Origin of the sequence: Pseudactinotalea sp. Z1732 (assembly GCF_049724975.1) — a bacterium.
Classification (GTDB): Bacteria; Actinomycetota; Actinomycetes; order Actinomycetales; family Beutenbergiaceae; genus CALKWS01.
On sequence record NZ_JBMPQC010000007.1, the window covers coordinates 158,896 to 185,815 of the forward strand.

23 protein-coding genes and 3 tRNA genes are annotated in these 26,920 nt (G+C 69.3%); 18 read left to right on the top strand and 8 right to left on the bottom strand.

From position 1 onward, the window contains the following. Window positions 1-8: 8 nt before the first annotated feature. Together ACPL7H_RS13875 and ACPL7H_RS13880 are read left to right on the top strand one after the other, a co-directional pair. On the top strand, window positions 9-923 hold the full coding sequence (locus tag ACPL7H_RS13875) for a DUF5926 family protein (protein ID WP_424797468.1): 915 nt from the start codon (window positions 9-11) through the stop codon (window positions 921-923). 203 nt (window positions 924-1,126) lie between these two features. Then, window positions 1,127-2,215, top strand: coding sequence for a glycosyltransferase family 2 protein (locus ACPL7H_RS13880; protein ID WP_424786540.1), 1,089 nt, complete (start codon window positions 1,127-1,129; stop codon window positions 2,213-2,215). Window positions 2,216-2,314: 99 nt separating this feature from the next. Here the strand turns inward: ACPL7H_RS13880 and ACPL7H_RS13885 are convergent, their stop codons facing one another. Then, window positions 2,315-4,768 carry a hypothetical protein gene (locus tag ACPL7H_RS13885; protein WP_424786539.1) on the bottom strand — a complete coding sequence of 818 codons (2,454 nt, stop codon included), beginning with the start codon at window positions 4,766-4,768 and terminating at the stop codon, window positions 2,315-2,317. 106 nt (window positions 4,769-4,874) lie between these two features. Between ACPL7H_RS13885 and pheA the strand changes: the two genes are divergently transcribed. From pheA to ACPL7H_RS13900, 3 genes are all read left to right on the top strand, one after another. Then, on the top strand, window positions 4,875-5,813 hold the full coding sequence (gene pheA / locus ACPL7H_RS13890; protein WP_424786538.1) for a prephenate dehydratase: 939 nt from the start codon (window positions 4,875-4,877) through the stop codon (window positions 5,811-5,813). 77 nt (window positions 5,814-5,890) lie between these two features. Continuing rightward, window positions 5,891-6,214: a ferredoxin gene (gene fdxA / locus ACPL7H_RS13895; protein WP_424786537.1), complete on the top strand. Its 324-nt coding sequence runs from the start codon at window positions 5,891-5,893 to the stop codon at window positions 6,212-6,214. A 50-nt stretch (window positions 6,215-6,264) separates the two neighbouring features. After that, a complete protein-coding gene (locus tag ACPL7H_RS13900) occupies window positions 6,265-6,774 on the top strand; it encodes a flavin reductase family protein (RefSeq protein ID WP_424797483.1) in 510 nt (169 codons plus the stop codon). Window positions 6,775-6,833: 59 nt separating this feature from the next. Here the strand turns inward: ACPL7H_RS13900 and ACPL7H_RS13905 are convergent, their stop codons facing one another. After that, window positions 6,834-8,057 carry a diacylglycerol/lipid kinase family protein gene (locus ACPL7H_RS13905; RefSeq protein WP_424797469.1) on the bottom strand — a complete coding sequence of 408 codons (1,224 nt, stop codon included), beginning with the start codon at window positions 8,055-8,057 and terminating at the stop codon, window positions 6,834-6,836. A 61-nt stretch (window positions 8,058-8,118) separates the two neighbouring features. On the opposite strand from ACPL7H_RS13905, the gene serS reads away from it, so the two are divergent. Both serS and ACPL7H_RS13915 read left to right on the top strand, forming a co-directional pair. Further along, a complete protein-coding gene (serS, locus tag ACPL7H_RS13910) occupies window positions 8,119-9,390 on the top strand; it encodes a serine--tRNA ligase (RefSeq protein ID WP_424797470.1) in 1,272 nt (423 codons plus the stop codon). A gap of 11 nt (window positions 9,391-9,401) precedes the next feature. Further along, window positions 9,402-10,310 (top strand): HAD family hydrolase, encoded by a 909-nt coding sequence (locus ACPL7H_RS13915; RefSeq protein ID WP_424786534.1) that lies wholly within the window; start codon window positions 9,402-9,404, stop codon window positions 10,308-10,310. Between the two features lie 96 nt (window positions 10,311-10,406). Here the strand turns inward: ACPL7H_RS13915 and ACPL7H_RS13920 are convergent, their stop codons facing one another. After that, window positions 10,407-10,640: a hypothetical protein gene (locus ACPL7H_RS13920; RefSeq protein WP_424786533.1), complete on the bottom strand. Its 234-nt coding sequence runs from the start codon at window positions 10,638-10,640 to the stop codon at window positions 10,407-10,409. A 133-nt stretch (window positions 10,641-10,773) separates the two neighbouring features. Further along, window positions 10,774-11,472, bottom strand: coding sequence for a bacterial proteasome activator family protein (locus ACPL7H_RS13925; RefSeq protein ID WP_424786532.1), 699 nt, complete (start codon window positions 11,470-11,472; stop codon window positions 10,774-10,776). A 96-nt stretch (window positions 11,473-11,568) separates the two neighbouring features. On the opposite strand from ACPL7H_RS13925, the gene ACPL7H_RS13930 reads away from it, so the two are divergent. From ACPL7H_RS13930 to ACPL7H_RS13945, 4 genes are all read left to right on the top strand, one after another. Then, the gene (locus tag ACPL7H_RS13930) at window positions 11,569-12,141 is read left to right on the top strand and encodes a DinB family protein (protein ID WP_424797471.1); all 573 of its coding nucleotides are present in this window, start codon (window positions 11,569-11,571) and stop codon (window positions 12,139-12,141) included. A gap of 78 nt (window positions 12,142-12,219) precedes the next feature. Continuing rightward, on the top strand, window positions 12,220-13,443 hold the full coding sequence (locus ACPL7H_RS13935; protein WP_424797472.1) for an AGE family epimerase/isomerase: 1,224 nt from the start codon (window positions 12,220-12,222) through the stop codon (window positions 13,441-13,443). Between the two features lie 23 nt (window positions 13,444-13,466). Beyond that, on the top strand, window positions 13,467-14,633 hold the full coding sequence (locus ACPL7H_RS13940; RefSeq protein ID WP_424797473.1) for a GNAT family N-acetyltransferase: 1,167 nt from the start codon (window positions 13,467-13,469) through the stop codon (window positions 14,631-14,633). A gap of 255 nt (window positions 14,634-14,888) precedes the next feature. Next, entirely contained in the window at window positions 14,889-18,338 is a 3,450-nt protein-coding gene (locus ACPL7H_RS13945; protein WP_424797474.1) for a glycoside hydrolase family 3 N-terminal domain-containing protein, read from the top strand. Between the two features lie 120 nt (window positions 18,339-18,458). Here the strand turns inward: ACPL7H_RS13945 and ACPL7H_RS13950 are convergent, their stop codons facing one another. After that, window positions 18,459-18,950: a universal stress protein gene (locus tag ACPL7H_RS13950; protein ID WP_424797475.1), complete on the bottom strand. Its 492-nt coding sequence runs from the start codon at window positions 18,948-18,950 to the stop codon at window positions 18,459-18,461. A 77-nt stretch (window positions 18,951-19,027) separates the two neighbouring features. After that, window positions 19,028-19,115 (bottom strand) — tRNA-Ser (locus ACPL7H_RS13955). A 76-nt stretch (window positions 19,116-19,191) separates the two neighbouring features. Here ACPL7H_RS13955 and ACPL7H_RS13960 point away from each other — a divergent pair. The 3 genes from ACPL7H_RS13960 to ACPL7H_RS13970 all read left to right on the top strand — a co-directional run bounded on the left by ACPL7H_RS13960 (window position 19,192) and on the right by ACPL7H_RS13970 (window position 20,877). Continuing rightward, on the top strand, window positions 19,192-20,181 hold the full coding sequence (locus ACPL7H_RS13960) for an NAD(P)H-quinone oxidoreductase (RefSeq protein ID WP_424797476.1): 990 nt from the start codon (window positions 19,192-19,194) through the stop codon (window positions 20,179-20,181). Between the two features lie 91 nt (window positions 20,182-20,272). Beyond that, window positions 20,273-20,361 (top strand) — tRNA-Ser (locus ACPL7H_RS13965). A 51-nt stretch (window positions 20,362-20,412) separates the two neighbouring features. Continuing rightward, window positions 20,413-20,877 carry an NUDIX hydrolase gene (locus ACPL7H_RS13970; RefSeq protein ID WP_424797477.1) on the top strand — a complete coding sequence of 155 codons (465 nt, stop codon included), beginning with the start codon at window positions 20,413-20,415 and terminating at the stop codon, window positions 20,875-20,877. Here ACPL7H_RS13970 and ACPL7H_RS13975 read toward each other — a convergent pair. Continuing rightward, window positions 20,856-22,133: an MFS transporter gene (locus tag ACPL7H_RS13975; protein ID WP_424797478.1), complete on the bottom strand. Its 1,278-nt coding sequence runs from the start codon at window positions 22,131-22,133 to the stop codon at window positions 20,856-20,858. The genes ACPL7H_RS13970 and ACPL7H_RS13975 overlap by 22 nt on opposite strands. Before the next feature lie 209 nt (window positions 22,134-22,342). Here ACPL7H_RS13975 and ACPL7H_RS13980 point away from each other — a divergent pair, with 209 nt between their 5' ends. Next, window positions 22,343-23,314 carry a bile acid:sodium symporter family protein gene (locus ACPL7H_RS13980; protein WP_424797479.1) on the top strand — a complete coding sequence of 324 codons (972 nt, stop codon included), beginning with the start codon at window positions 22,343-22,345 and terminating at the stop codon, window positions 23,312-23,314. 144 nt (window positions 23,315-23,458) lie between these two features. Then, window positions 23,459-23,531 (top strand) — tRNA-Arg (locus ACPL7H_RS13985). Window positions 23,532-23,663: 132 nt separating this feature from the next. Here the strand turns inward: ACPL7H_RS13985 and ACPL7H_RS13990 are convergent. Then, on the bottom strand, window positions 23,664-24,167 hold the full coding sequence (locus ACPL7H_RS13990) for a MarR family winged helix-turn-helix transcriptional regulator (RefSeq protein ID WP_424797480.1): 504 nt from the start codon (window positions 24,165-24,167) through the stop codon (window positions 23,664-23,666). 411 nt (window positions 24,168-24,578) lie between these two features. Here ACPL7H_RS13990 and ACPL7H_RS13995 point away from each other — a divergent pair, with 411 nt between their 5' ends. Then, window positions 24,579-25,484, top strand: a complete 906-nt coding sequence (locus tag ACPL7H_RS13995; RefSeq protein WP_424797481.1) for an FAD-dependent monooxygenase — start codon at window positions 24,579-24,581, stop codon at window positions 25,482-25,484. Next, window positions 25,477-26,920: multicopper oxidase family protein (locus tag ACPL7H_RS14000; RefSeq protein ID WP_424797482.1), on the top strand; the 1,444-nt coding region annotated here is incomplete at its 3' end. The genes ACPL7H_RS13995 and ACPL7H_RS14000, both read left to right, overlap by 8 nt.

The window sequence follows — 26,920 nt, forward strand, 5'->3', positions numbered from 1 at the left end:
GTGGGGTTATGGCGAAACGCTCCAAAGGACGGTCCAAGGAAGTCAACCCCAAGGTGGCTGCGCGGCGTGCTGCGCGCAAAGCCGCGCAGGAAGCGTTCCAGCAGGGTGAGGTGAGTCGCCCGCTGCGCGCGTTCGAGGGACTGCCCGGTGAGGTCGACTGGGTGGCGCTGCGGGAGGTGGTGCCCGCGGCCACGGCCACGGCGCGCACCACCGCCGAGTACGGGTCCCGGGACGTCACGGTGGTCACGTTGCTGCCCGGCCTGCTCGCCGCGATGCACCGCAAGGACGGGCAGATCCTGGTCGCGCTGCAGACGCCGTCCAGTTCCGCCGACGCCAGCCGCGACGTGGCCACCGCGCTGCTGGCTGCCCTCGAGGCCGAGCCCGGCACCGCCCTGACCCAGGTGGACCTGGATCCCGAGGGTCCCAGGCTGCAGGACGTGCTGGACCCCTCGGTGGACTTCGAGGTCACCCTGCACGACAACTTCGATTACGCCCTGGACCCCGAGGAGGAGATCACCGGCGAGGTCAAGGACGCGCTGGAGCAGTTCGCCGAGTCGATCGTGCCCACGGTCAAGGTGGCGGGTGTGGAGGGTGCCTACTGGTGCCGGATGAGCGGGCGGGAGTACCTGCGCTGGTCCCGGCCGGAACCGGAGGAGGAACTGCTCGATGCGCTCGCTCGCCTGCACGCCACCGGGGAGTCGGTGCTGGAGGAGGGCACCCGCCTGATCGGTACGTTCCGTTCCTGTGCTCTGGTGATCCCGGTGTGGGAGCTGGTGCGGGGCAGCGAAGCCGATGAGCTGGGGCCACTGCTGCCCCCGTTCCAGGAGCGGCTCACCGAGGCACTGGCCCGGACCGGTGAACTCGGACCGGATGAGCGCCGCGCCCGCGCCTCCCTGGTCTCGCGCCAGGTCACGCTGCGGTAGACCCGGCTCGCACCACCGCACCCGGGCGAGCCGGCCCGGCACCGACGTACGCCGCGGAATCGCTGATGCCTACCGGGCATTCCAGCGACGCTACCTTTTCGTTCCGTTGACCTTTCCATGGTGTGCGGCACGCGCGCCTTTGAACTCCCGCCCCCCGGCAGGTCATCCTGCATTGCCTGCCCTAGCCCATTAGGCTGGTATTCGTGAGCGGGGAGCAACCATCGAGCGAGCGCCGACGGCCCCTGCGCGTGATCCGACGACGCACGGCCGGACGTGCCGCGCGTGCAGAAGCCTCCGGTCAAGCCCGCGAGCAACGCGTCGCGGTGGTGATCCCCGCCAAGGATGAGGCGGAGCGCATCGCCGAGACCGTCTACGCGGTGCGGGCCATCCCGTACGTGGACCTTGTGCTCGTGGTCGATGACGGCAGCGAGGACGACACCCAGCATGCCGCTCGCGCGGCCGGGGCGGTGGTGGTGCGGCACTCCCAGAACCGGGGCAAGGCCTCGGCGATGGAGACAGGTGCCTCCGTGGTCGCGATGCGCGACCTCGAGGACGGGCCGGCCCGGTTGCTGCTCTTCGTCGATGCGGATCTGGGTGCCACCGCTGTGAACGTGGCGCCCCTGGTGCCCCCGATCGTGGCCGGTCGGGCGGATATGTCGATCGCGGTGCTGCCGCCGCAGGCCGGGGCCGGGGGTCGGGGGTTGGTGACGGGCCGGGCCCGCAAGGCGATCCAGCGCGCCACCGGGTGGACTCCCCGGCAGCCGTTGTCCGGGCAACGCTGCATGACGCGTGAGGCCTTCGACGCCGCCACCCCGTTGGCCCGGGGCTGGGGGGTGGAGGTGGGGATGAGCATCGACGTGCTGATGCAGGGCTTCGCCGTGGTGGAGGTGCCCTGCGACCTACGTCACCGCCCCAGTGGGAACGATCTGCGCGGACAGTTGCACCGCGCGGCCCAGTACCGGGACGTGGCGGTGGCGATCGCCACCCGCCGGTTCCGGCACTACAAGCAGAAGGTGGTGCGCGAGATCGACACCGCCGAGACCGCTCAGGGCGGGATCGTGACCGCCACGTCGGTGCAGTCGGGGCCGCGCCCGGAGGAGGCCGTGGTGGCCGACGTCTCCGAACCAGCCGAAGGTGACGGCGAGATGACCGAGCATGTCGGTGAGACCGCGGCGGACGCCGCTCAGACGGCCGGTTCTTCCCAGGCCGAGGGCACGGACCGCGCCGACGACGGCGCGCCGCAGAGCGTCGATGGCGCGGCGCACGGGGATGAAGGCGCGAAGGCCGAGTAACCCCGGAACCGGTCACGGCGGGCCCGGGCAGAACTGAACAGCCCACCCCCGGTCCCCGGGAGCGCCGCCCCGGTCGGGTGAGGCCTTCGCCTTCGCCGGTTACGTCGTCCTCGGGCGTGAGTCCGGCGTGAGCGCGTCGCGGGTGCCGCCGGCGTCCTCCTCGGCCGTCGTGGCGGGTGCGGGCACTCCCACGTAGGCACCGAGTTTCACGCGCGAGGTGCTGGACAGGCCCAGCATCCAGGTGCAACTCGCCGCGACCAGCAGGGGCACGCTCACCGCCACACCGACCGCGGGAATCGCCACACCGGAATCGTTCACGGCCATGCCGATACCCAGCCCGACCGCGATCGCGATGATCCCGGCGGGCAACATCGGGGCGGCCTTGGCCATATGCGCCAGCGGGGTGCCGCGGGAGAGGGAGTCGGGGATCCCCGGGTCGCGGATCGCTCCGCGGATCGGGCGGGCGAACACGAACACCACCGTGAGCACCCCGCTCAGGGCCAGCAGCGTCAAAGGGGTGTTTCCGAACAGGATCGCCAGGTTCTGGCCCAGCTTGCGCCAGACCACGTCCCACAGGCCGCCGTCGAGCACTGTCTGGAAGAAGGCGCCCAGGTGGGTCCGGTCCTGCACCGGGCGCAACCAGTCCACGAACGCGAAGGCCATCGTGGCCACCGCCGAACCTCCCAGCACCACCCCCACCCGCAGTACCGACAACCGGATCCCGGCAGCCATCAGCGCCAGCAGGGCGAAGGCCGGGAGGAGTGCCGGCGGTCCGCCGAAGTCCGCGCCCAGGCCCGGTGCGCCGTCGAAGATCGCCGCCGCCACTCCGAGGACGCCGGTGATCACCCCGGCCAGCACCCGTCGGTCGCGTTGGACCAGGTGATTGGCCAGTGTGATCGTGACCATCAGCGTGGACACCGTGAACAGTGTGAAGGCGGTGTTGTTCATCCCGTACATCCGCCCGGCCACCAGCGTGGAAACCCCCATCACCGCATCCACCTGCAACCGGGCGCCGGTCGCGATGTCCACGGTGAGCACCGCCGCGGTGATCCCGGCCACCACGGTGGGGGCGCCCAGCACGTGCCGGCGCCACGGCCCCACCAGGGCGATCGTGACGATGGCGGCCACGAACAGGGCGATGTAGGCGACCAATCCGAGTGCCGGTGGGGTGCTGCGCCACCACGGCATCATGTTCGCCAGGAACGAGGACACCGGGAGAGCCGCGATGCTCAGGGCTGCGATCCGCAGACCGCGCAACACCTTGCGCCGGTGCACGGTGAAGGCGGTGAGCCGGGCGGCCACCGCGGGTACCCGGCGCTGCAGGAACTCGCGCACCCGTTCGGCCGCGGGACGCTTGAGGCCCACGGCAAGGGCCGCGAACAGTGCCAGGTTCATCAGCACCAGCACCAGGTAGTAGGTGGGGGTGATCGGGCGCACGGCCTGGGCGTGGACGGCCTGCTCGATCAGCTGCTCGCGGCGCTCGGTGGCATCCAGGTCCGTCGGCTCGATGCGCAGTGCCGAGCCGATCACGTCCCCGCCCACCGGTTCGCCGTCGAGCATCGACAGCAGCGAGGGGAACACATCGGTGACCATCACGTAGCCGCTTTGCCGGGTGGCCGCGCTGATGCCCAGGCCCACCTCGCCGTCCGCCCCGGTGATGGACAGCACCCGCAGGCCCGCCGAGCCGTCGTCGGCCAGGCCGGCCAGAACCACGATCGGGTCCACCCCGGCCCGGTCCAGTCCGGTCAGCACCGAGCCGACCCGCCGATCGAGCAACTCCAACTGCTCAGCCCGGTACACCTCCGGGTCCATCGGGTTGATCATCGGCTGGTTCTCGTCGGTAAAGCGTTCCCTGCGTTCGGTCGGCAACGGTCGCAGCGACCCGGCGTCGATGACCAGCAGGTCCGTCGCGGCCACCGCCTCGCTGACCTGGTCGATCAGGTCCCCCCCGGCGCCCGCCCGCGCCCGGTGGTCAGCGGGGACACCCTCGGGGTCGGCCAGCGCGATCGCCGCGCCCGGGCCGATGCCGGTGGCCGTGATCTGCTGGTCGGCCAGCGCCTGACCGAACGTGCCCGGGCGGGCCCGGTAGCTGAGTTCGGCGGCCGAGTCCAGGTAGTCCTGCCAGCCCGGCACCACGCCGTCCTCCCCGGGCTCGGTGAGGATGCGGCAGCGGCCGTCGAGGTCCCCGGCCCGGTTCCCGGCGGACAGGCCCAGCCACCCATCGGCCGGGCAGGCGCTGGCGCGCACCGAACGCACGATGAGGGAGGCCTTCGACTCCTGCGCAAGCAGGCCAAGGTTCGGGGTGGTCGAGGTGATGTCCTCCCATGCCAGGCCGGCCACGCCGAGCAGCACCACCGGGCGATGGGCGACGTTCTCCGGGGTCTCGCCCTCGAGGTCCTCCTGCGAACCGGGGTCCTCAGGTGCCTGGGCCAGGGGGGTGGCCGGCGTGCCCGAGGCGACGGCCGGGAGGCCGATGGAGAGCACCAGGACGGCGACCAGGACCGCCAGTGCGGCCATGATCGTCCGCGGCAGCGCCCGGTCCGTTCGGCTCATCACTGTTCAAGCCTAAGCGCGGCTAGGCTCGGCATCGGCCGCTGTGGGGCGATTTCACAGGGGCCACACCCGTTCATCACTTCATTGATCCGCACGGAGGAACGTGATGCGTTACGCCTACCTCGGCCCGGCCGGTACCTTCACCGAGGCCGCGCTGCTGCAGGTTGCCGACCCCCGCACCGATGAGTTGCTGCCGCGGGCCGGCGTGCCCGCCGCACTGGAGGCGGTGCGCAACGGAAGCGCGGACCGGGCGATGGTGCCGATCGAGAACTCCGTGGAGGGCGGGGTCAGCGCCACCCTGGACGCACTCAGTTCCGGGGTTCCGCTGGTGGTGGTCGGCGAGGCGCTGGTGCACGTGGAGTTCGTACTGGTGGCGCGTCCGGGAACCACACTGGACCAGGTGCGCCAGGTCGCCACGCATCCCCACGCCTGGGCCCAGTGCCGGCGCTGGCTGGAGCAGAACCTGCCCGAGGCCGTTCACGTGCCGGCCACCTCGACCGCCGCCGGGGGCGCCATGCTCGCCGGGGAGGAGCCGGTGGACTTCCAGGCCGCGATCACTGCCCCGCTGACTGCCCAACAGTACGGCTTGGAGGTGCTGGCCGCCGGGATCGGCGACAACCCGAACGCTGTGACCAGGTTCGTGCTGGTTTCTCGCCCCGGGCCGATCCCGCCCCGTACGGGTGCTGACAAGACCACTCTGATGGTGCACCTGCCGGACAATGAGGCCGGCGCGTTGCTGACCATGCTGGAACAGTTCGCCGCCCGCGGGGTGAACCTGTCCCGGATCGAGTCGCGCCCGATCGGGGACGCCCTGGGCCGGTACTCCTTCTCCATGGACGCCGAGGGCCACATCGACGACGAACGTATCGCTGCCGCGTTGGTCGGGTTGCACCAGGTGTGCCCGCTCGTGCGGTTCCTCGGGTCCTACCCCCGGGCCGACGGCGGAACGGCGGGTAGCGTGCCGGCCGGCTTCAGCGACGAGAAGTTCCGCGCGGGCCGCGAATGGGTGGAGCAGTTGCGGTCGGGTGTGCACCCCACCGACTGAGGTACCGAGTTGACCTCAAGTAGGGTTGAGGTTCTACGGTCACAGGTGTCTGTGTCCGTATGTGGTGAGGTGGAGTCATGACCTACGTGATCGCGCAGCCGTGCGTGGACCTGAAGGACAAGGGCTGCATCGACGAGTGCCCGGTGGACTGTATCTACGAAGGCGACCGGATGCTCTACATCCAGCCCGATGAGTGCGTGGACTGTGGGGCGTGTGAGCCGGTGTGCCCGGTGGAGGCGATCTTCTACGAGGATGACGTTCCGCAGCAGTGGGCGAACTTCTACGAGGCGAACGTGAACTTCTTCGACCAGATCGGCTCCCCCGGCGGCGCCGCGATCACCGGTCCCATCGCCGGGGACCATCCGATCGTGGCCGCGCTGCCGCTGCAGGTGACCGAGTGAACAGCCGCGTGGACCTGCCCGCCCGTGCGGAGACAGTCGCCGGCACCGGGCTGCCGCCCCCGGACGACCAGGGTGCGTCGGCCCCGACCGCCCGGGACTTCAAGGACATCTTCCGGGTGCACCCCGCCGGGGTCGCCCTCATCACCGCCGCTACCCCCACCGGTCCGGTGGGCCTGACCGCATCGAGCGTGGCCTCGGTCAATCCCGATCCGCCGGCCCTGTCCTTCTCCCTCACCCGTGCCGGCACCAGTGCCGCAGCGATCCTGTCCGCCCGCACATTCGTGGTGCACCTGCTCGACCGGCACGACGTAGAGATCGCCACCGTCTACGCTCGCTCCGGCACCGAGCGATTCACCGCCGGGCAGGGCTGGTCCGAGCTCGCCACCGGGGAGCCCTACCTACCCAGCGCGCGTGCGGCACTGCGCTGCCGTCCCATCCGGACCGTGCCGGTGGGTGGTTCCGAATTGGTGGTCGGCGAGGTACTCGAGGTCCATCGCGGGCGCGCCTCCAGCCCGGTGGTGTACTACGCCCGCCGCTTCCATCCGCTGGGCGAACCCTGAGCCGGTCCACGCCCCCCTGTTGCCCAGCAGAGGCGCCCGCCCGTGCCCCGGCTCACCGCTCAACTGCGGATCCGGACGACCAGGGCCTTGTGATCCACTCGCACACTCAACGCCTGCGCCTCACCGATGAGGTCCCCGTCCACCTGGAGTGGTCCGGGCCGCTGCAGCCGAACGTGGATATCGCGCCCCCGCCAGAACGTGATCGAGGACGGGCTGCCGGGCAGGTCCCGGCGGAACCCGATGCCCTGCAGTACCACCTTGCCGAACAGCGAGGCCCACCCCAGGATGCCCTGGCGGGTGTCGATCGCCGCCACGTCCAACCAGCCGTCGTTGATCTCGGCGTCCGGAAAGAGCACCATCCCCCCGGGTAGGCGCCCACAGTTGGCGAACAGCAGGGTGCGCAGCCGCAACTGGTGCCAAGGGGCGTCCCCGATCTGCATCTGCACCCGGATCTTGCGCCCGTGCAGGTGTCTCACCCCCGCCACGAAGTAGGCGAACCAGCCCATTCTGGCCTTCAGGTTGTCATCGGCCCCGGCCACCATGGCCGCATCGAACCCGATCCCACCCATCACCAGGAACAGGTGCTCACCGCGTCTGGTGAGGGCATCGGGGGGCTGCTTCTGCGCGGAGCCGGCCGGCTCGTCGTCGGCCGCCTTTGGTTCCTGGCCGCTTGCGGCGCGCACCTGCGCTGCCTCGGTGTCCCCGATCGCCCCCCTGGCCCGGGCCTCCTCGGCCGAGAGCAGTTCCCGGGGCCGGATCCACCCCACGTCCATCGGATGGTCCACGCCCGTCAGGGCCGTGTGGATCAGCGCCTGGGTGCCTTCCACCGGCAGATCCACGTTGCGGGCCAGCAGGTTCCCGGTCCCCATCGGCACCAGGCCCATCGGCACACCCGAACCGGCCAGGGCGGTCGCCACCGCGCGCACCGTGCCATCGCCCCCGGCGGCCACCACCACGCAGGCACCCTGTTCGAGTGCCTGCTCGGCCTGCCCCAGTCCGGGATCGGTGACCGTCGTGGTGAACCAGAGTGGCTCGCCCAGACCCAGTTCCCGGCAGATCTGGGTAGCGGTGGTCCGGAACCGCTCCGGGTTGGGTGTCTTGATCGGGTTCACCACGAACGCGGGCGGGCCGTCCTGGGCGTCGTCGGAACGTTCGGTCGACTCCCCCAGGGAAGGTACCTTCGCACCACGCGCCCGGATGTGCCGCAGCACGATCACCCCGACCACTACGGCCCCGAGGGCGAGCACCAGAGCGATGATGCTGACCCACTGCTCCCATGTCATAGCCGTCAACGTAGCGCCCGGGACGGGCGATAGCACTCCCGGCGGCATTAGGGTCTGAGGTGTGATTGATCTCAAGCAACTGCGTGAAGATCCCCAGACCGCCCGGGACAGCCAGATCGCCCGGCAGGCCGACCCCATGCTGGTGGACCGGGTGCTGGCCGCTGATGAACAGCGCCGCGCCCGGCTGAACGAGTTCGAGTCGCTGCGCGCAGAGCACAAGGCGCTCTCCCGCACGATCGGTCGAGCGAACCCGCAGGAGCGTCCGGCGATCCTGGCCCGCGCCAAGGAACTTGCCGAGCAGGTCAAGACCGCCGAGAACACCGCCGCGGAGGCTGCGAGCGAATTGGACCGGTTGCTCGATGATTTCGACAACATCGTCCACCCCCGGGTGCCCCCGGGTGGTGAGGCCGATTTCGTGGTCCGCTCCACCCACGGCAGCCCGCGGGACTTCACCGCCGAGGGCTTCGCGCCCAAGGACCACCTGGACCTGGGGGAGGCACTGGGTGCCATCGACACCGAGCGCGGTGCGAAAGTCTCCGGGTCCAGGTTCTACTTCCTCACCGGTGTGGGGGCGCGGCTGGAGCTGGCGATCCTGAACGCCGGGATGGACAAGGCCATCCAGGCCGGATTCACCCCGATGATTACCCCGACCCTGGTGGGGCCGGACGTGATGGCCGGCACCGGGTTCCTGGGCGATCACGCCGCCGAGGTGTACCACCTGCCGGCCGAGGACCTCTACCTGGTGGGCACCAGCGAGGTGGCCCTGGCCGGATACCACGCCGATGAGATCCTGGACCTGTCTGCCGGACCCAAGCGGTACGCCGGCTGGTCGGCGTGCTACCGGCGAGAGGCCGGTTCCTACGGTAAGGACACCCGCGGGATCATCCGGGTGCACCAGTTCCACAAGGTGGAGATGTTCACCTACACCACCCTCGATCAGGCCGAGGCCGAGCATGAACGGCTGCTGGGCTGGGAGCAGGAGATGCTGGACCTGATCGAGGTGCCGTACCGGGTGATCGACGTGGCCGCCGGGGACCTGGGTTCCTCGGCCGCTCGCAAGTTCGACTGCGAGGCGTGGCTGCCCAGCCAGCAGCGGTACCTGGAACTGACGTCCACCTCGAACTGCACCACGTTCCAGGCCCGGCGCCTGGCTGTCCGCGAACGGGGACCCAACGGGACCCGCCCGGTGGCCACCCTGAACGGCACCCTGGCGACCACCCGGTGGATCGTGGCGATCCTGGAGAACCACCAGCGCGCGGACGGTTCTGTGCACGTGCCCGAGGGGCTGCGGCCCTACCTGGGCGGGATGACCAGTTTCGACCCGGTGGCGTGAAGGTGGCGGGTATGGGCTCGCAAGCCCTCGGGCCGGTCGGTGCCGTCGGCTTCGACGGGTCCGCGGTGGCGGAGCGGCCGGCCTTCGAGAACCTGCCCGCACACCTGCCGCGAGGCTCGGACCTGCTCGTGGCCCTGGACATCGACGGCACCCTGCTCGGCCATGACGGGTCCCTGTCCGAGGGGGTGCGGGAGGCGGTGACCGACGTGGACGCCTCCGGCGCCCACGTGGTGCTGGCCACCGGCCGTTCGATCATCTCGGTGACCCCGGTGCTGGAACAACTGGGCCTGCGGCACGGCTGGGCGGTGTGCTCCAACGGAGCGGTCACGGCCCGGCTGGACCCGGGCGCGGCATCAGGGTACGAACTGGCCGAGGTGATCACCTTCGACCCCGAGCCGCCGCTGCGGACGCTGCGCGGGCACCTGCCCGACGGGCTGTTCGCGGTAGAGGACCTGGGCCAGGGGTTCAAGGTCAGTGCCCCCTTCCCCGCCGGGGAGCTGCAGGGCTCGGTGCGGGTGGTGGACTTCGAGGAACTCTGCGCGGCACCGGCGTCCCGGGTCACCCTGCGTGCCCCGGATCTTGATGTCGACCACTTCCACGAGTTGGTCGCCCGTACCGGGCTGCACGGGGTCTCCTACGCCATCGGTTGGACCGCCTGGCTGGATATCAACCCCGAGGGGGTGTCCAAGGCCAGCGCGCTGGAGCAGGTGCGGGCGCACCTGGGGGTGGCCCCCGGTGCCAGCGTTGCGGCCGGTGATGGACGCAACGACATCGAGATGCTCGGTTGGGCCGGCCTCGGGGTGGCGATGGGAGGGGCCGACGGCGACACCGTCGCGGCCGCCGACGTCACCGCCGCGGGGGTGAGTCAGGACGGGGTGGTGCCGCTGTTGCAGGCGGTCGCCGGTCCGGGTGGGCGCTGAGGGTCCGGGGTGCGCGCCCGGCGCTCGGCCGCGTTGCGCGCGGCCCGCCCCACCACACGGGACGTGCGGTGAGGCGGTGTTGACGGTAAGGGTTGCTCAGGCCAGCCGGGCGGCGAGCATCTGCTTGCCGAGTTCGGCGCCCTTGGTGCTGTCGGCCTGGGCCTTGCGGAAGAACTCGGCGAGTTCGTTGTCGCCGTCGCGTTCGGCGTCGGCGATGTACTGTTCCAGACGCAGGGCGTTGGACAGGCAGGCCTCGGTGAACCAGAGAAGGTTGTAGTCCTTGTCCTTGGTTCCGGTCACGTCACCGGTCTCTGGGCGGATATCCGTCATCGTGTCCTCCTCGGGTGATCGATCGACACGGGCTCTCCGTGCGGTGTGATCCACGGTAGGTCGGTCCCAGCCGATGTGCGCGTTGAGTCCGAGACCTTGCGCAGGGGCCCGAAGAGTAGAGTCGGCGGCAGGCTTAGAGGTACTGACCGGTGCCGCGGTGCTCGGAGTCCTCCGACGGCCGGTTCACCACCAGGCCCGGGGGCATCTGACCGGGAGCCACACCCGGCGGGAGCGCCTTGCGCATCTGCGACAACTGGCTCTGCGCGGCCATCTGCTGGGCCACCAGGGCGGTCTGGATGCCGTGGAAGAGCCCCTCCAGCCACCCGACCAGCTGCGCCTTCGCGATCCGCAGTTCGGCGTCGGAGGGGGTCCGATCGTGGTCGAAGGGCAGCGCGATCCGGTGTAGTTCGCCCACCAGTTCCTCACTCAGCCCGGACTCCAACTCCTTGAGCGACTGCTCGTGGATGCGGGCCAGACGGTCCCGCGCGGCCTCATCCAGGGGAGCGCTGCGTACCTCTTCGAGCAGTTGCTTGATCATCGAACCCAGGCGCATCACCTTGGCCGGTTCCTCCACCGCCGCGGTGGGGTCGGCCTTCTGGTCGCCGTCGGTCTCGGCGATGCCCAGTCCGCTGGGGCTGGTCACGACGATCCGTGGGTTGGCCTCGTCCCGGTCATCCTCGGTGGTCTCATCGTCACGCGATCCGGTGTCAGTCTCCGGGTCCCTTGCGCCATCCTGGGCGTCGGCCCGGCCGGGGTGCGCATCAGCGGCATCAGCGCCGTCATGATCCTGGGGCGAAGCGGGGTCCTGGGGCTGGTGCTGCTCGGGAGTCATGGGTCTATCATGCCAACACCCCACCCCGTGAGCGTCCCGGGTTCACTTAGCGCTGATCGAGCCGGGAATCTGAACCCGCCGTCGGAGGAGACCTCGATGCCTGAGCGGTCGATCGACCTGGCCCACCAGTTGGCTGAGCAACTGCGGTTCCACTGGGAGACGGCAGCCCGGCCCCGCCTGCACGGACTCAGTGATGCCGAGTACCTCTGGGAGCCGGTGGAGGAGATGTGGAGCGTGCGCCCGCGCGGGAGCAGTGAGGCGCCGATCCAGGGCGGCCGCGGCGACTGGGTGATCGAGTTCGCGGTGCCCGAACCCGAGCCCGCGCCGGTCACCACGATCGCCTGGCGGATGGGCCACGTGATCGTGGGGGTCTTCGGCACGCGCAACCACTCCCACTTCGCCGGTCCGCCGATGGACTACTTCGACTTCGACTTCGACTACGCCGGCACCGCGGCCGAGGCGCTGGCCCAGCTCGACCAGGTCTACGCCCACTGGATCGGGTCGGTGGCAGGTCTTGACGACGAGGCGTTGGCCCGCCCGGTGGGCGAGGCGGAGGGGCACTTCGCCGAGGAGCCCATGATCGCCCTGGTGCTGCACATCCACCGGGAGGCGATCCACCACATGGCCGAGATCGCCCTGCTGCGAGACCTGTACCTGCGTCAGGGCTGAGGCGCGCACCCGTCGGTACGGGCACGGCAGGTGCGCAGGTGGCCGGACTGTCTGCGCATGGGCCCTACAGTGATGGCCATGACCTGGTTGAACAGCGCCGCCCACGCCCGCTGGCTGGAACGTGAGTCCGACGAGCTTCTCGCCTTCGGTGCCGGTTCGATGGTGACCCAGGGATTCGGGTACCTGGACCGCGCGGGGCAGGTGATCGAGGAGCAGGGCCTGCCCTTGTGGATCACCTGCCGGATGGCGCACTCCTACTCCCTCGGGGTCCTGTTGGGCCGGCCCGGTGCGGCCACCATGGTCGATCACGGCATCAGCACGCTGGCGCAGCACTTCCACGATGACGAGCACGGTGGCTGGTTCTCCGCCGTCGGGGCCGGCGCCTCCGATGCCAAGGAGGCCTACGCACACGCGTTCGTGATCCTGGCGGGGGCCAGCGCGACGGCCGCCGGTCGACCCGGGGGCCCGGACCTGCTGGCTGAGGCACTGGGCGTCTCCGAGCAGCGCTTCTGGCGCGAGGATGAAGGCATGGTCGCTGAGTCCTGGGACCGCACCTTCACCGAGTTGGAGGACTATCGCGGCGTCAACGCCAACATGCACACCGTGGAGGCCTACGTCACCGCCGCGGACGTGACCGGGGAGGACGTCTGGCTGGCGCGTGCGATGAGGATCTGCGAGCGCGTCGTCACGGTCGCCCGGGAGCACTTCTGGCGCATCCCCGAGCACTTCACGGCCCGGTGGGAGCCGCTGCTGGAGTACAACGCCGACACCCCCGCGCACCAGTTCCGTCCCGCGGGGGCCACCGTGGGGCACTGGCTGGAATGGTCCCGTCTGGTGCTGCAGGTGCGCGCCGGCCTGCAGGCACGCGGCCAGGACGCTCCGGAGTGGATGCTGGAAGCCGCCCGGGAGCTCTTCGACGCCGCCGTGCGTGAGGGGTGGGGCGTGGACGGTGCCGACGGGTTCGTCTACACCGTGACCTTCGACGGCCGGCCGCTGGTGCGCGAGCGGATGCACTGGGTCCTCGCCGAGGGGCTCGCGGCCGCCGCGGCGCTGTACCGGGTTGATCCCGACCCACACCTGGTCCGGTGGTACCAGATGTGGTGGGAGTACGCGGCGATCCACCTGATCGATGAGGAGCGCGGCTCCTGGGTGCACGAACTCGATTCGGCCAACCGGCCCAGCGAGACCGTGTGGGCCGGAAAGCCCGACATCTACCATGCTCTGCAGGCCACCTTGATGCCGCGGCTACCGTTGACCCCGATGTTCGCCCCCGCACTGGCGGCCGGACTACTCGACGGCTGAGCAGACCTGGTTCACTAGGCGTCATGTCGCCGAACGATGCGATCAGCGAACCCAGCGACGTACCGGTGCTGTCCGGGGACCGCGTGGTTCTTCGTGCCTGGCGGGCACAGGATCGCGAGCACCTGACCTTCGATGAGCCGGTCAAGGCGTTCGTGGGCCCGAGCCTGCCCGGCACGGATGCGGACGGATACGCCGCGTGGCTGGCGCTGCAGGACCAGGAGTGGGCGGATCGGCGTGCGCTGTCCTGGTGTATCGCCGAGGCAGGGACCGACCTCCCGCTCGGTTGGATCTGCCTGCTCGGCATCAACCAGCCCTATCAGCACGGCTCGGCCGAGGTGGCCTACTGGGTGCTCCCGGAATCGCGCGGCAAGGGCGCACTCGGCCAGGCGCTGCGACTGGTGCGCGACTACGCCTTCGGGGCGGCGGAGTTGGGCCTGCACCGGTTGTGGGCGATGACCGACCATCGCAACCTCGCCTCCCAGGCGGTGCTGCGCAAGGCCGGGTACGTATGGTGCGGCACCGAGCGGCGCGCGATGGTGTACGAGCCCGGTGGCGGGCAGTACGACATGGTCCGTTTCGAGCTGCTCGCCGACGGCGCCGGCGTCCCGTTACAGGGCAGGCCCTACCGGCACGTGCCCACGCTGGCCGGGAGCGGGATCCGGCTGCGTCCCTGGCGTCACGCCGACGCCGGGCGAGTGGTGGAGGCGTGCACCGATCCCGAGACCCAGTTCTGGCTCCCGCTGCCCGACCCCTACACGGTGGTCGACGCCGAGACCTACATCAGCGACTGCCAGCAAGCCGAACCGGACACTCGCTGGGCCTTCTGCGTCGCCGATGCCGATGGTGATGAGTGCATCGGAGCACTGGATGTGCGGATGGAGACCCATGCCGACACGGTCCGCACCGGCGCGGTCGGGTACTGGATGCACCCGCGGGCGCGGGGGCGAGGTGCGATGACGGCGGCACTGCGGCTGGTGATCCGGTACGCCTTCACCCCCACCCGGGACGGTGGAGGGGGACTGGACCGGCTCAGCCTGCTGGCCGCCGATCCCAATGCCGCCTCACGCCGGGTGGCGACCAACGCCGGGATGCGGGAGGTGGGCCGGGACCGCTCCGTGGTGCGGCTGCGTGATGACCGGGTGGTGGACCACGTCCGGTACGACCTGCTCGCCCACGAAGTACGCAGGTAACCGAACCGATCCTGACCGGAGAACCGGGGTGCTCCACCTTGGTAACTCACTTACCTAGCCTGGGTTCACAGTTGGAAACCATTGACCAATCGGACAATCGGCGGCAGAGTGTAGGCCCACACGGACCGATGCGAGCGCACCGCTGCGCTCCCCGAACGAAGGGCAACGATGCCAGGGCGTCATGGACAGCGAAGAAGATTGACTGCGGTGGGGGCCGGTGCCGTTACCGCGTTGGTCCTGGGATCGGCGGTGGCGATGGCCCAGCCGAACCAGGACGAGACAGACATCGACGCGATCATCGAGGGCATGACCCTGGAGCAGAAGGTCGGTCAGATGTTCGTGCCCTTCGTCTACGGCGAGGAGATCGACCAGGCCCACTCCGGCAACGAGGGTATGGCCGGTGAGGGTGTGGACACCATCGAGAAGATCATCGAGGAGTTCCACCCCGGCGGCATCATCTACTTCGGCTGGTCGGGCAACCTCAACTCGCCCGGGCAGATCGCCCAGCTCTCCCACGACATCCAGCAGACCGCCCTGGATGCCGGCGCGCCCCCACTGAGCCTGTCCATCGATCAGGAGGAGGGCGTCGTCATCCGGCTGCCCGAGCCGTCGGCCCAGATGCCCGGCTCGATGGCCCTGGGGGCGACCGGCAGCGCCGAGTACGCCCGTGAGGCGGCGGGGATCACCGCGACCGAACTGAGCGCGCTGGGGATCAACCAGAACTACGCACCGATCGCGGACGTGAACTCCAACGCGTTGAACCCGGTGATCGGGGTGCGCGCCTTCGGAGGCGACACCGAACTGGTCTCCGCCCTGAGCACCGCCCAGGTGCACGGCTTCCAGGACGACGGCGGGATCTCGGCCTCGGTGAAACACTTCCCGGGGCATGGCGACACCGACGTGGACTCCCACTACGGGGTGCCCATCATCGAGAAGTCCGAGGCGGACTTCCGTGCCGAGGACCTGCCGCCGTTCCAGGCGGCGATCGAGGCGGGCGTGGACTCGATGATGACCGCCCACATCGTGATCCCGGCTCTGGACGACTCCGGCCGCCCGGCCACACTGTCCCAGCCGATCCTGACCGGTCTGCTGCGCGACGAGATGGGCTATGACGGAGTCATCGTCACCGACTCCCTGGCCATGGACGGCGTGCAGGAGGAGTTCGGCGACGACCGGGTCCCGGTGGAGGCCATTCTGGCCGGTGCCGACCAGATGCTGATGCCCCCGGATCTGCGAGTCGCCTATGACGGCGTCATGGACGCGGTGGCCGACGGCGAGATCACCGAGGAGCGCATCGATGAGTCGGTGCGGCGCATCCTGGGGCAGAAGGAGCGCCGCGGCGTCCTGGCTGACCCGCTGCCCGATCTGGATGCCGTCGATGAGGTGATGAACGACGTCGAGCATCGTGAGCGCGCCCAGGCGATTGCCGATGATTCCATCACCCTGCTGAGCAACGACGGCGTGCTGCCACTGGATGATGGGTCGAACGTGCTGGTCACCGGCTGGGGGGACAGCGGGCGGCTGAACGTCATCGCCGATCAACTGATCCGCGACGGACACACGGTCCGGATGCTGCGCGCGAATAATCCGACGCAGGCTGTGATCGACATCATCGTCGGCGACGCCACCGATCGTGATGCCGTCGTGGTGCTGACACAGTCCACCGCGTTCGAAACCCCGCAGAACCAGCAGAATCTGGTCGCGGCCCTGTCCGAACTGGAGACCGAGGTCATCGAGGTCGCCGTACGCAACCCCTATGACAGCACCTTCACCGCGCCGACCGAGGCCGCGATGGTCTCCTACGGATACGCCCCGGTCTCGCTGCAGGCCATCGCCGATGTGGTCTCGGGCAACATCAACCCCCGTGGTGAGTTGCCCGTAGTGGTGCCGCAGGACGATGGCACCGGTGAGGTCTACCCGCTGGGCCACGGCCTGGACTACGGGACCACCGTGGTACCGCAGGAGCCGGTCTTCGAGGCCGACTCGATGACGATCCCGGAGGTGGAGGGAGTCACCTACCTGGTGAACGGTGACGTGGTCGAGCCCGGGGAGCACGCCGGTTCCGGCACAGTGACCGTGGTGGCCCAGGCTGCGGACGGCTACTTCATCGAGGGCCGCACGCAGTCCTCCTGGCAGCACGCGTTCGACGATGCCGCGCCGGTGTTCCCCCCGCCCGGGCCGGCTCCCGGGCACGCAGCCACCGTGGAACTGGGTATCGAACGGTTGCTGAACTCACCCGAGGAGACCGCGCTGCTGGAAGGTAAGCGCGTGGGGTTGATCACGAACCCCACCGGTGTGGACTCGGACCTGACCCACTCGATGGACCTGCTGATCGCCGGGCAGGAGGCAGGTGGGTACGAACTCACGGCGCTGTACGCCCCCGAACACGGCATCCTCGGTGGCGCGCCGGCCGGCGCGGACGTGGAGAGTTACGTCGACCCCCGGACCGGGTTGACGGTGTGGTCGCTGTACGGCCAGACCCAGCGCCCCACCGCGGAGATGCTCGAGGACGTCGACGTGCTGTTGTTCGACATCCAGGACATCGGGGCCCGGTTCTACACCTACATCTGGACGATGTACTACGCGATGGACGCCGCCGCGGAGTTCGACAAGGAGTTCATCGTGCTGGACCGGCCCAACCCGCTGGGCGACCGGATCGATGGCCCGGTGCTGGATCCGGCGCTGTCCTCCTTCGTGGGGCTACGGGAGATCCCGATGCAGCACGGGCTGACCGTGGGCGAACTCGCCAGCCTGTTCAACGGTGAGTTCCTCGACGACCCGGTGCAGAACCTGCACGTGGTGGAGTTGGAGGGTTATGACCCGTCCGACTTCGTCGACGGGTACAACCTGCCCTGGGTGCTGCCCTCACCGAACATCCCCACCATCGAGACCGCGTGGGTCTACGCCGGTATGGGGCTGATCGAGTCGCTGAACGCCTCCGAGGGTCGCGGCACCACCAAGCCGTTCCTGTGGGCCGGCCATGGTGACATCGACGAGGTCGGCGCCTACGCCCTGGCCGAGGACCTGAACAGCCGGGAGTTGTCGGGCGTTCACTTCCGCCCGATGTTCGCCAACCCGACCGCCAGTAAGGAGCAGGGACGGCTCTCCGGCGGGGTGGAGATCCACGTCACCGACCCCTCCACCTTCATACCGGTGCGCACCGGGTTGCACGTGCTGGAGGCGTTGTACAACACCGACGGCATCGACTGGCGCGAGGGCACCGTCTACCCCGACCAGCAGTGCAGCACCCCCGGTGACATCTGCTGGATCGACCGACTGACCGGCACCCGGGACGTGCGGATGCAATTGGAGGACGGCGTCGATCCCGATGAGATCATCGCCGGTTGGTCCGGTGAGATCGCGGCCTTCGACGCGCTGGCCGACGACTACCGCCTCTATGCCCAGGACGGGGGTGGCGAGGACCCGGGTGACGGTGACGCGAAGGAGGCTGCGGCCGCGCTGGGCGCTTCCCTGGCCGAGTACGTCGACGCCAGGGACGTGGACGGTCCGATCGTCAATCGCCTCACCAACGCGGTGGAGCAGGCGCAGGGGCACCTGGAATCCGGCCGCACCGCACCGGCGGTGGCCGCGCTCAACCGGTTCGTGCACCACCTGGAGAACCCGAACCGCCCGGACACCGTCTCCGACTCGGCCCGAGCCGACCTGGTCGGCCAAGCCGGGACGATCCTGGAGTTGCTGGAGTAACCGGGCAGGCGAGTCGGCCCTGCCGCCGGATTCGACGCAGCCCGCCACGAGCGGGCCGCGTGACCCCGATGGGGTGGTGATCCGGTGGCGGGGCCACTCGGCCGGGATGGGCGGGTGGCCTCAGCGGACGACGACGACGGGCACCGGTGCCTGGCGGATGCAGGCCGCCGCGGTCGAACCGATGAGGAAGTTCCCGATCCTGGAGAGCCCCCGGGAGCCGACCACGAGGACGTCGGCGCCGGCGGACGCGCCGATCAGTGCCTGGTCACCGCGGCCGTAGACGGTGTGGGCGTGGATCTGCAGGTCGGGATGATCGGCACCGGCGTCAGTGGCTCGCCCGAGGGTCTGTGCTTTCGTGGCCTCCTGGAACTCGAGGATCGAGGGAGTCACGCCGAACGGGAGGTCGGGTGGGCGCACCGCCGTCGGGATGGTCCACGCCCGCAGCACGTGGAGGTCTGTCCCCCTGCGCGCAGCCTCCTCGACGGCGTATTCGACAGCGCGCACTGCCGCGTCCGAGCCATCATCACCGACGAGCACGCCGCCGTTGATCTCGGCCGACGTGTGGACCCCCCTCATCGTCCAGTTCGTGCCCGGTTCGCTTGAGTCCGTCATGGTCTGATCCTATGGCGCCGGCGGTCCTTTTCGACGCCGGCCGGAGTCCGGTCGTTCCCGCAGGAACGCTGCCTCCTTGGCGGAGGGTGTGGGATTCGAACCCACGGTGAGTCTCCCCACAACGGTTTTCAAGACCGTCACATTCGGCCGCTCTGTCAACCCTCCAACGTGCGCCCACCATTGTGGCCCATCGGGGCCCGCCAGGTCGAAACCGCTTCCGGGCCGCCCTAGTGTGGGGCTTATGCGAGCAGTGGTGATCACCGAGCGCGGCGGACCGGAGGTACTGCGCGTGCAGGAGGTGGCCGACCCGCGGCCGGACCCGGGCACCGTCGTCATCGACATCGCCGCCGCAGCACTGAACCGGGCCGACCTGCTGCAGACCCGGGGCATGCACCCCCCACCATCCGGGGCTCCACCATGGCCCGGCCTGGAAGCCTCCGGCATCATCACCGCCGTGGGCCAGGGTGTGGCCGACTGGCACGTCGGCCAGCGGGTCTGTGCCCTGCTCGACGGCGGGGGATACGCCGAGCAGGTCGTGGTCCCCGTGCGCGGGCTGCTCCCGGTGCCGGACGGCGTGGACCTGGTGCAGGCGGCCGCGCTGCCGGAGGGTCTGTGCACCGTGTGGTCCAACGTGACCGGTCCGGGCGGGATGAGCGCGGCGGACCTGCAGGGCCAATGGGTGCTGGTGCACGGGGGATCAGGAGGCATCGGTTCCCTGGCGATCCAGATTCTGGCCGGGTTCGGAGCACGGGTGATCACCACCGCAGGCGGCCCGCAGCGGGCGGCCCGGTGCGGAGAACTCGGTGCGGAGGTGGTGGTGGACCACCATGCACAGGACTTCGCCGACGTGGTGCGCGAGCACACCGAGGACCGCGGGGTGCCGTTGGTCCTGGACGTCGTCGGGGCTGAGTACCTGGAGCGCAATGTGCAGGTGCTGGCCAGGCACGGTCAACTGGTGATCATCGGGTTGATGGCCGGTGGTGGCACCGCACAGATCGACCTGGCGGCACTCATGCGGTGGAAGAGCGTGCACGGAACGCTGTTGCGGGCCCGGCCACCGCAGGAGAAGGAGGCGATCGTGACGCAGGTGCGCCGCGAGGTGTGGCCTCTGGTGGAGCAGGGGCGGATCCGCCCCGTGGTGCACGCCAAGTACCCCCTCGATGAGGCGGTCCAAGCGCAGGACGCCATGGCAGCCGGTGGCGTGTTCGGCAAGATCCTGTTGGTGCCCTGACCCGGTTCCGATGCGGAGTAGGCGGACGGCGTGCCCTGAGGCACAGGTTTTGGCGCCTGCGGCGCAGGGCAGGTACGCTTGCCGTTGATCTGGAGACGTCGCATAGTCTGGCCTAGTGCGCGGCCCTGCTAAGGCCGTGAAGGAGCAATCCTTCCGTGGGTTCAAATCCCACCGTCTCCGCCCATTGGGAATCTCGGCGCATCCGCCGCTCTGCCGCTACGGTGGCGAGAGATGCCTGCTTCCTTCGCGCTGATTCCGGCCTCCTACCTCTACCTGCGCCGCGGTGAGGAGGTCCTGCTGCAGCGACGAGCCAACACCGGATACATGGACGGGCACTGGGTGGCCGGGGCTGCCGGGCACCTCGAACCCGGCGAGACCGCGGTGGCCGCAGCGGTGCGCGAGGCCGAGGAGGAGATTGGCGTCCGGATCCGTCCCCAGGATCTGCGGCTGATAACCGTCATGCACCGCACCGACGGGACCGACGCCCCGATCGAGCAGCGCATCGAATGGTTCTGGACGGCCGAGTCATGGGACGGTGTGCCCGTCATCAGGGAGCCGGCCAAATGCGCCGATCTTGCCTGGTTCCCACTGACGGACCTGCCCGAACCGATACCCGGGTACGAGCGGATGGTGGTGGCCAGCCTCAGTGGCCCGCCGCTGCCGAGTGCTGTCAGTTACGGCTTTCCGGATTCCTGAAGGGCGGGCCCGCGCCGCTGCCGCCCGGCGGCGAGCAGGGCGAGACCGGTGAGGCCGATGACGACGGAGGCCAGCGCACCGAGGCCGAACCCGCCCTCCGGGCCTACCGAGGCCGCCAGTGCGCCGCCGGCGGCGGACCCGATCGCCACCCCGATCGTGACTCCGGACTGCATCGAGGTCATCGAGACGGCGATCCCGCCGGCGGGACTGCGGCGCTCGGCGATCGAGAACGCGGTCACCAGTGCGGGGCCGAGGAAGGCGCCGGTGGCCAGGAGCGCGACGGCGGTGGCGCCCAGCGCACTGGCGAATGTTGCGGCCGTGATGAAGACCGCCATTCCGGCGCCGCCGATCAGCACTCGGGTGGGCGGTCGAACCGACTCCGGCACCATCACCACCAGGAGTGCTGTGGCCGCGGAGGTCAGCCCCATCAGCGCGTAGACCAACCCCGCCTGACCGGGCACGTCGAGGAGCACCGCCCGCTCGGTGGTCCCGGCCTGCACCGCACCGAAAAACACCCCGATGCACAGCATCACCAGCACCGCCGGCGCCACCGCCCACATGATCGCCGGGATCGGGGCCACCCGCTCAGGTGCGGTGCGCACACCCGGCGCAGTTCCGTCGTCGGGCCTGCGCGGGGCGCGGGGTGTGCCGCCTTTGCGCGGCGCGGTGAGCGCGAAGGGGATCCCCGCCAGGGCCACTAGCACCGCCGCCAGGGCGATCGGCGCGGCCGGGGTGGCCGTCGAGGCAGCGATGCCCACCAGCGCCGGGCCGAGCACGAAGGTCAACTCGTCCACGGTGGACTCGTAGGAGAACGCTGCGGCCAGATCCCGTGGCCGGGTGGTCAACTGCACCCAGCGCGCTCGTGCGAAGGCACCGACCGGGATCGCGGTGGCGCCCACCCCCACGCACGCCGCCCACAGCGCCGGTCCGTCCCAGGCCCACAGCGCCACCAGTAGCAGGGCGCCCAGGGCCAGCGCGTTGATCGGGGTGAGCAGGGTGAGCACGAACCGCTGCCCGGCACGGTCGGCCCACCTCCCGATCAGTGGGGCGGCTACCGCGGTGGCGATCGCGACCAGGCCGGTCGCCAACCCGCCCGAGGCCACCGACCCGGTCGAGGCGGTGATCGCGGTCATGGTGCCCAGCGGGACCATCGCGTAGGGGGCGCGGGCCGCTACCGCCAGAGCCATCGCGGGTCCGGAGGAGATGGCGGGCAGGATTCTGAAGTGGGCCAGGGCGCCGAAGGGGGAGGAGTGCACGAGATGTGTTCCGGCTCGAAAGTCCCGCCCGAAAGCCTGCCTCGATCGGCACCGGCGTCCGCACGCGGGGGCGCGGGCGGTCATTTGCCCGAGCAGCACCACCATAGACCGTGCGGGCACGGCCTGCGGCGCCGATAGTAGGTTGGTCCGGTGCCCGCCACCTGCTCTGTCCCCACCGCTCGTGCGGGCCGATTCGCTGGGGCAGCCGCGTGAAAGCACTGCGCCGCTGGATCGACCCGTTCGTGCTGCTGCTCCTGACCGCGTTGCTGGCGGGCCTGCTCATCCCCGTACCTGAGGCCGCCCGCGCCCCGGTGAACACGATCGCGCGCACCGGGATCATGGTGTTGTTCTTCACCTACGGTCTGCGCCTGCCCACCAAGGAGGTGCTGGCGGGCTTGCGCAACCTCAGGCTGCAGGGGTCGATCCTCGGCGTCACGTTCGTGCTGTGGCCACTGGTCGGAATCGCACTGTCGTGGGCGATGGCCCCGCTGATCGGTCCGGCCCTGGCCACCGGTGTGCTGTTCCTGTCCGTGCTGCCCTCCACCGTGCAGGGGTCGGTGGCGCTGACTTCGATCGCCCGCGGCAACATCCCGGCGGCGATCTGTGCCGCCACGATCTCCAACGTGGTGGGCATGGTGGCCACGCCGCTGCTGGTGTTGGCCCTGATGGGATCGGTGGCCACCACGGGCGTGAGCGGGATGCGTTCGGTGCTGCTGCAGTTGCTGTTGCCGTTCGTGCTGGGTCAGGTGTGCTCACGCTGGCTGGGGGGCTGGATCCGCCGGCGCAAACTGCTGACGATGCTGGTGGACCGGATCGCGATCACCGTGATGTTGTTCAACGCGGTTTCGGCCGCCACCGCCCAGGGCGTGTGGAGCCAGGTGCACTGGTCGATGCTGATCACCCTGGGTGCGTTCAGCCTGGCCCTGCTGGCCGGGGTCTCGGGGCTGTTGTGGTTCGTGGGTCCGCGGATGGGCCTGGCGCTGCCCGAACGCATCGTGTTCATGCTGGGTGGTTCGCAGAAGTCGTTGGCCACGGGGTTGCCGATGGGTGCGGTGTTGTTCCCGGCGGCCACCCTGGCCACGCTCGTGGTGCCGCTGATCATGTACCACCAGCTGCAGTTGATCCTCGGGGCGGTGTTGGCACGTCACCTGTCCCGGCGGGCCGACAACGAGGCCTCCTGAGGTCAGGGGCGGCGGCGCAGGCCGTCGACGACGTAGCCCCGTCGGCGGGGCCCGCGAGGAGCAGGTGTGCAACCTCACCGCAGGGCGGATTTCCCCACCCGGGTGCTTGCAGGTATTGTGGGGCGTCGGCGGCACGCCGGCCCAGCGCCCGTAGCTTAATGGATAGAGCATCTGACTACGGATCAGAAGGTTGGGGGTTCGAGTCCCTCCGGGCGCGCATCGTTTGAGACAGCGGTCCAGAGCCCCCGTCAGGCCCAGCCTGGCGGGGGTTTTGTGTATCCGCCGTGGCCAAACGTGCCCCACCCGTCAACGCCCCCTTAGCGGACAGAGGCCGCTTCCTTTTCCGGCGTCATGCCCCACCGCGGAGGACGGCGGCATCGGTGGCCAGGGCTCGTGCTTCGGCCCCTTGGATCTCAGCGGCGCGACGTTGATAGTCCGCGATGACCGCTAGTTCTTCGGTGGAGTAGTCGCCGTTGAGTTCGGCGAGTCGGGACATCAGACCGTCGAAGAGCGCACCGATGCGTCGGGCGCCGGCGTCGGTACCGACGATGGAGACCTTGCGCCCATCGCTGGGGTGCGGCTGCCGTTGGATGAATGCCTTTTCTTCTAGCCGGTCGAGGATGTCGCTGAGGGAGTTCTTGGGCATGGCGGCGTGCTTGGCCAACTCGCCGACGGTTGCGTGCTGGTGTCTGTGGACGAGTTCGAGAACCTTCTCCTCCGTGGGTCCGAGACCGACGCGCCGAGACAGGTTCGTGTGGAACTGGATCATCGCTGTGCTGAGTTCACGGCCGGAAGCCGCCAGCACGGTGAGCACCTCATCACGGCTGGCTTCCTTCGATCTTGCCCGGTTCACGAAACCCATGCTACCTTCACGCTCGTTCGTTCGCACGACCGAACGAGGCGGAGTGTGCGGACCTTACGCCCGTCCCCACTCTTCACTGACGCAAGAACCCAAACGAGGAGGGCCCATGAAGACCCTGATCATCGGCGGCGGCATCGCAGGATCGTCACTTGCCTTCGCTCTGCGTCGCGCGGGGCGTGAGGCCGTGGTCGCTGAAGCCCGGAAGAGTCAGCGCGATACCGTCGGGGCCTTCCTCTACCTCGCGCCGAACGGTGTGAACGCTTTGGCCGCGATCGGACTCGGGGACTTCGCTGCTGCCGCCGGGGGTTCGAGGCGTACGGTCTGGACTTCCACAACGCCCGCGGACGCAAGATCGCCGAACTTGCCGGTGAACAGGACCTGGCCCGGTACGGAGCGCGTGGTGTGGTGCTGCGGCGGGCGCGGTTGCACGCCGAAGTCGCCGAACGAGCACAGGCCGCCGGGGCGACGTTCCTGTTCAACGCCCGGCTGGTTGAGTTGCGCACGGTGCCGCAAGGAGTCGAAGCAGTCTTCGCAGACGGACGCACGCTGATCGCCGACGCGGTGATCGGGGCGGACGGGATCTGGTCGACGGTGCGACGGCTCACCTGGCCCGAAGCCCCTCGACCCTCCTACACCGGAATTGTGGACTGCGGCAGTTGGACTGAGGTCGACTTGCCTGACACGGCCCGCCAGCAGATGTATTTCGGACATCGGGCGTTCTTCGGCTACACAGTCAACGACAAGGTCGCCTTCTGGTTCACCAATGTGCCTCGGCACTACGAACCGGGCCGGTCCGAACTCACCGACCTCGACCAGGACGACTGGATGGCGAGCATCCGCCGACTTCACGAACTCGACCCCGCTCCGGTCCAAGCGATCCTCAATGCTGCGCGACACACGCTGGGTGCCTGGCCGCTCTACGACATGTCCAGCCTGGACAACTGGCACAACGAGCGGGTGTGCCTGATCGGTGACGCCGCCCACGCGGTCAGCCCGTCCACCGGCCAGGGCGCCAGCCTCGCCATCGAAGACGCCGCGGTCCTCGCCCGCTGGATGCAGCACGAGACCCGCCCCGGCGCCGCCTTCGCCGGGTTCACCGAAGAACGGAAGGCGCGAACGGAGAAGATCGCGCGTTTCGGCCGTCAGGTTGGCGACCGCAAGGTCTCCTCGGCGGCCGGCAACGTTTTCCGCGACCTCACCTTGCCGATGTTCCTGCGCATCGGCGCCAAGGCCACCGCAGAACAGTACGGCTATCGCGTTCCCAACCCGCCCGCTCACCGGGCCCCACGAGAGAAAGCTCATGAATAACTCTGCTGTTGCCAGCAAGAACGCTCGATCACCGACGACGAGGGCACTGACGTGGATCGCCGGGATCGGGGCGGCCGGCCTCGTGGCCGCCGCTGCAGTTTTCACTTGGTTTGCGGTGTCCTACTTCAACATGGCCCTCGACACGGTCGATGGGGTCGACTTCGATCGCGCTCTCCACGTTCCCCCGCTAGCGGAGTCTCGCGTCGAGGGCGGGGTACGCACCTTCGATCTGACGATGCAGGCTGGGAAGACGGACTTGGGGCAGGGTTCGATGACGCCGACGTGGGGTATCAATGGCACCCATCTGGCCCCTACCCTGCGGGCCGAGCGGGGCGAGGATGTCCAGGTCCGGGTGAGTAATGGGCTGGATGAGGCCAGCACCTTGCATTGGCACGGGATGCACCTGCCCGCGCAGATGGATGGTGGGCCGCACCAGATGATCGCCCCGGGGCAGACCTGGACCCCGCACTGGCGGATCGATCAACCGGCGGCGAGCCTGTGGTACCACCCGCACCCGCACGGGCAGACCGCCAGGCATGTCTATCAGGGCCTCGCGGGGATGTTCATCATCGACGACCAGGACGAGGCGGGCCTTGACCTGCCTCGCGATTACGGTGTCGATGACCTCCCGCTGATCGTCCAGGACAAGAAGTTCCACGACGACGCCACCCTGGATTCCTCCACCTCGTTCATGCAGTCGGCCGGGATCACCGGGGACACGGTGGTGGTCAACGGCACCCCCGGGCCCTACTTCGACGTCACCACGCACACGGTCCGGTTACGGATCCTGAACGGTTCCAACACCCGCCCCTACAACTTCGCCTTCGAGGACGACCGGGCCTTCGCCCTGATCGGCACCGACGGCGGGCTACTGGATGCGCCAGTGGACCTGCACGAGGTTCAACTCTCCGCCGGTGAACGCGCCGAGATCGTCGTGGCGTTCGAACCCGGCGAACAGGTCCGCCTCCAATCCGGGCCCAGCGACACCGGGGATCGCCTCGCCGGGGGCGCCGACCACCTCGACATCCTCCAGTTCCGTGCCGGGGACCACCTCGGCGGAGTCCAGGATGTCCCCAGGGAGTTGGTCGAGATGCCCCGCATCGATGAATCCACTGCAGCCAGGACACGAGACTTCGACTTGTCGGGGGTTTCCATCAACGGCCAGGAGATGGATATGGCACGCATCGATGAGGTCATCATCCTGGGAGACACCGAAATCTGGAACGTGACCAACCTCGATGGCCAGACGCACAACTTCCACATCCACGACGTCCAGTTCCAGATCCTCGACATCGACGGCAGGGAGCCGCCACCACATCTGCGCGGCTGGAAAGACACCGTGTGGCTACCCGAAGGCCAACACATCCGGCTCATCATGACCTTCACCGACTACCCCAGCACCCAGTGGCCCTACATGTACCACTGCCACACCCTCA